The sequence below is a fragment of the Pseudomonas wayambapalatensis genome (assembly GCF_049942315.1).
In the GTDB taxonomy this organism is placed as follows: Bacteria; Pseudomonadota; Gammaproteobacteria; order Pseudomonadales; family Pseudomonadaceae; genus Aquipseudomonas; species Aquipseudomonas wayambapalatensis.
In genome coordinates this window covers 1-3580 of the sequence record NZ_JBNFMU010000082.1, presented here as the reverse complement: position 1 = coordinate 3580, position 3580 = coordinate 1, and the positions used below count along the sequence as shown (strand labels likewise).

Annotated in this window: 4 protein-coding genes; all 4 read right to left on the bottom strand. The window is 64.5% G+C overall.

What is annotated here, in order from left to right:
• Positions 1-85 precede the first annotated feature (85 nt).
• Entirely contained in the window at positions 86-910 is an 825-nt protein-coding gene (locus tag ACPZMI_RS03010; RefSeq protein ID WP_186664038.1) for an ABC transporter substrate-binding protein, read from the bottom strand.
• A gap of 33 nt (positions 911-943) precedes the next feature.
• Complete coding sequence (locus ACPZMI_RS03005; RefSeq protein WP_186665400.1) at positions 944-1708, bottom strand: amino acid ABC transporter ATP-binding protein; 765 nt, start codon at positions 1706-1708, stop codon at positions 944-946.
• Between the two features lie 23 nt (positions 1709-1731).
• A complete protein-coding gene (locus tag ACPZMI_RS03000) occupies positions 1732-2610 on the bottom strand; it encodes an amino acid ABC transporter permease (protein ID WP_054891502.1) in 879 nt (292 codons plus the stop codon).
• Between the two features lie 88 nt (positions 2611-2698).
• Positions 2699-3580: argininosuccinate lyase (argH, locus tag ACPZMI_RS02995; RefSeq protein ID WP_426351641.1), on the bottom strand; the 882-nt coding region annotated here is incomplete at its 5' end.

Below are 3580 nucleotides of genomic sequence, written 5' to 3'. Positions count from 1 at the left end.
CCATTCTCGGGCATTGGGAAATGTCGGTATGGGCCTTTTCGCGGGTTCACCCGCGAAAAGTACGCCGCAATTTCAACCTGTCGAATCACTTCCCGCCGTTGATGGTGATCGGGTTCAGCTCGCCATCGGCTGCGCCCCATTTCTCCAGGATCTTGCGGTAGCTGCCATCGTCGACCATCGCCTGCAGTTCGCTGCGGATCGCAGCCGACAGCGCAGCGTTATCCTTGGCCACGCCCAGCCCGGTGAGCTGGGTGGTCAGCGGGGTACCCAGAATCTTGAAGGTGCCTTTCTCCAGGTCCTGGATATAAGGCAGCGTTTCGCTGCCTTGCACGGCGGCATCAAGGCGCCCTTGGCGCAGTTGCGCGCGCGCATCGGCACTGCCCTCGGAACCGAGCACGATCACTGCCGGCTTGCCATTGGCTTCGCAGTTGGCCTTGCTCCAGGTGGCGACATCGTTGGGCCAGGTAGTGCGGCGGCTGGTGCCGACTTTCTTGCCGCACAGGTCGGTCATCTCGTTGATCTCGCCGCGGCTTTGCAGGGTGTAGAACTGCGGGCCGCTGGTGAAGTAGTCGACGAAGGTCACCACCTGCTGGCGTTCCTTGGTGTCGGTCATGCCCGAAAGGATGATGTCGACGCGCTTGGTGACCAGGGCGCTGATCATCTGCTCGAAGGCGGTCTCCTGCCACTTGATCTTCACCCCCAGGCGTTCGGCCAGGGCGTTGCCCAGGTCGACATCGACGCCGGTCAGCTGGTTGGTGGCCGGGTCCTTGAAGTCCATCGGTGGGTAGTTGGGGACGATTGCGGCGACGATTTCGCCCTTGGCCTTGATCGAGGCCGGAAGTTCCACGGCGGCCTGGGCGTTGAAGGCCAGGGCGGTCAGTACGCTGCACGCAAGAAGGGTTTTTTTCATGCCTAGGGTTCTCTTTATGGTTGTGGGCGGCAGTCAGGTACGAACCGCGGAAATGAAGTTCTGGGTCCGCGGGTTCTGGGGGGCCAGGAGCACCTCTTCGGGGCTTCCTGCTTCTACGATCTGTCCGGCGTCCATGAACACCACTCGGTTGGACACCTCGCGGGCAAAGCCCAGCTCGTGGGTGACCACGACCATGGTCATGCCGGACTTGGCCAGGTCACGCATGACCGACAGCACCTCGCCGACCAGCTCGGGGTCCAGCGCGGAGGTGGGTTCGTCGAACAGCATCAGTTTCGGGCGCATGGCCAGGGCGCGGGCGATGGCGACACGCTGCTGCTGACCACCGGAAAGCTGGATGGGGTAGTGGTCGCGCTTGTCGCTCAGGCCGACCCGGGCCAGCAGTTCGAGGGCATCCTCGGTGGCTTCCTTGGGCGAGCGGCGCAGCACCTGGCAGGGCCCTTCGATGATGTTCTGCAGCACGGTCAGGTGGGGGAACAGGTTGAAACGCTGGAACACCATGCCGGTGGCCAGGCGCTGGCGGGCGATCTGCGATTCGGTCAGTTCGTGCAGCTTGTGGCCGGCCATGCGGTAGCCGACCAGCTCGCCGTCGACCCACAGACCGCCGCCATCGACCTTTTCCAGCTGGTTGATGCAGCGCAGGAAGGTGCTCTTGCCGGAGCCCGAGGGGCCGATCACGCAGAGCACTTCGCCTTGCTCGATCTCCAGGTTGATGTCGTTCAGCGCGTGGTAGTCGCCGTAGTATTTCTGCAGGCCAACGGCCTTGACGATGCTTCTCATGGGCATGTTCTCTCTAGGGCCGATCAGGAGCGCTTGCCAGCGCCCTTGGCGAAGTGACGTTCCAGGCGGCTCTGGCCGAACGACAGCAGGGTCACCACTGCCAGGTACCAGATGCCGGCAACGATCAGCAGCTCCATCACCCGCGCGTTGGCGTAGTAGATGTTCTGCGCGTTGTGCAACAGCTCCGAATACTGGATGACGCTGGCCAGGCTGGTCATCTTGACCATGCCGATGAACTCGTTGCCCACCGGCGGGATGATGATGCGCATGGCCTGGGGCAGGATGATCCGGCGCAGCGCCTGCAGGCGCGGCATGCCGATCGACTTGGCCGCTTCGTACTGGCCCGTGTCCACCGACAGCAAGCCGGCACGCACCACCTCGGCGGTGTAGGCGCCCTGGTTGATGCTCAGGCCCAGCAGCGCGGCGACGAAGGGGGTCATCAGCGTCACGGTGTCGAACTGGAACAGGCCAGGAATGCCGATGGTGGGGAAGATCAGCGCCAGGTTGAACCACAGCAGCAGTTGCAGGATCAGCGGCGTACCCCGGAACAGCCAGGTGTAGGCCAGCGCCACGTACTGCAGGATCGGGTTCTGCGACATGCGCATCACTGCGGTGATGACGCCGAAGACGATGCCCAAGGCCATGGCGATCACCGACATGACGATGGTATTGCCCAGGCCCCAGAGGATCGCCTCGGAGGTCAGGAACTGGCCGACGAAGGCCCATTCGATCTTGCCGTTGGCAAAGGCATTGGCCAGCCCCAGCAACAGCACGACGATCAGCGTGGCGAAGAACATGCGCCCGTAGTAACGGCGCGGGACATGTTCGTAGCGGCTGATGTCGAACTCGTTTTCCTGTTGCCTGCGCTCATCGGCGAGGCGTTTGGCGTGTATCTGACTCATGGTGTGGCTCCGCAGTCGGCGCAGGGCGCCTGGGCGTGTCGATCGGTGGCGGGCAGCGGGTCCTTGCGAAACCGCTGCCCACAGGTCTTCAGGTGCGCGGCCCTTGGTAATGGGCAGCCCAGGCCTGTTGTGCTTCAAGGGCGACTTTCAGGCGCACGATCTGCTCGCGCACGCGTTGTGGCGCAGTACCGCCGTGGCCGCTGCGCATGGCGATGGCCGCTTCCAGGGTGAGGCTCTCGCGCACCTCGGGTGTCAGGCGCGGGTCGATGTCGGCGAGCATCGCAGGGCTCGCCTGCCACAGCTCGATGTCCTGCGCCTCACAGGCGCGCACCAAGGCTCCGGTGATCTCGTGGGCCTCCTTGAACGGTACGCCGCGCATGGCCAGCCAGTCGGCGACCTCGGTGGCCAGGGTGTAGCCCAGCGGCGCCTGGCGGCGCAGTTCGTCCACGCGCACCTGCATGGTCCGCACCATGCCGGCCATGGCGGGGAGCACCAGGCCTAGCGTGTCGAGCGTATCCATCACCTCGCTCTTGTCCTCGGCCAGGTCGCGGTTGTACGACAGCGGCAGGGCCTTGAGGGTGGACAGCAGGCCGGTCAGGTTGCCGATCAGGCGCCCGGCCTTGCCACGGGTGAGCTCGGCGATGTCCGGGTTCTTCTTCTGCGGCATGATCGAACTGCCGGTGGCATAGGCATCGTCCAGCTCGACCCAGCGGAACTGGCGCGACGACCACAGGCAGAATTCCTCGGACAGGCGCGACAGGTTGATGCCGAGCATGCTGGCGATGAACAGGAACTCGGCGACATGGTCGCGGCTGGCCACGGCGTCGATGGAGTTCTCGCACGGGCCGCTGTAGCCCATTTCCAGCGCTGACTGTTGTGGTTGGCGGGGGATGGCCGAACCAGCCATCGCCGCAGCGCCCAGGGGGGAAAGGGCCGTGCGCGTCTCCCAGTCGACCAGGCGTTGCACGTC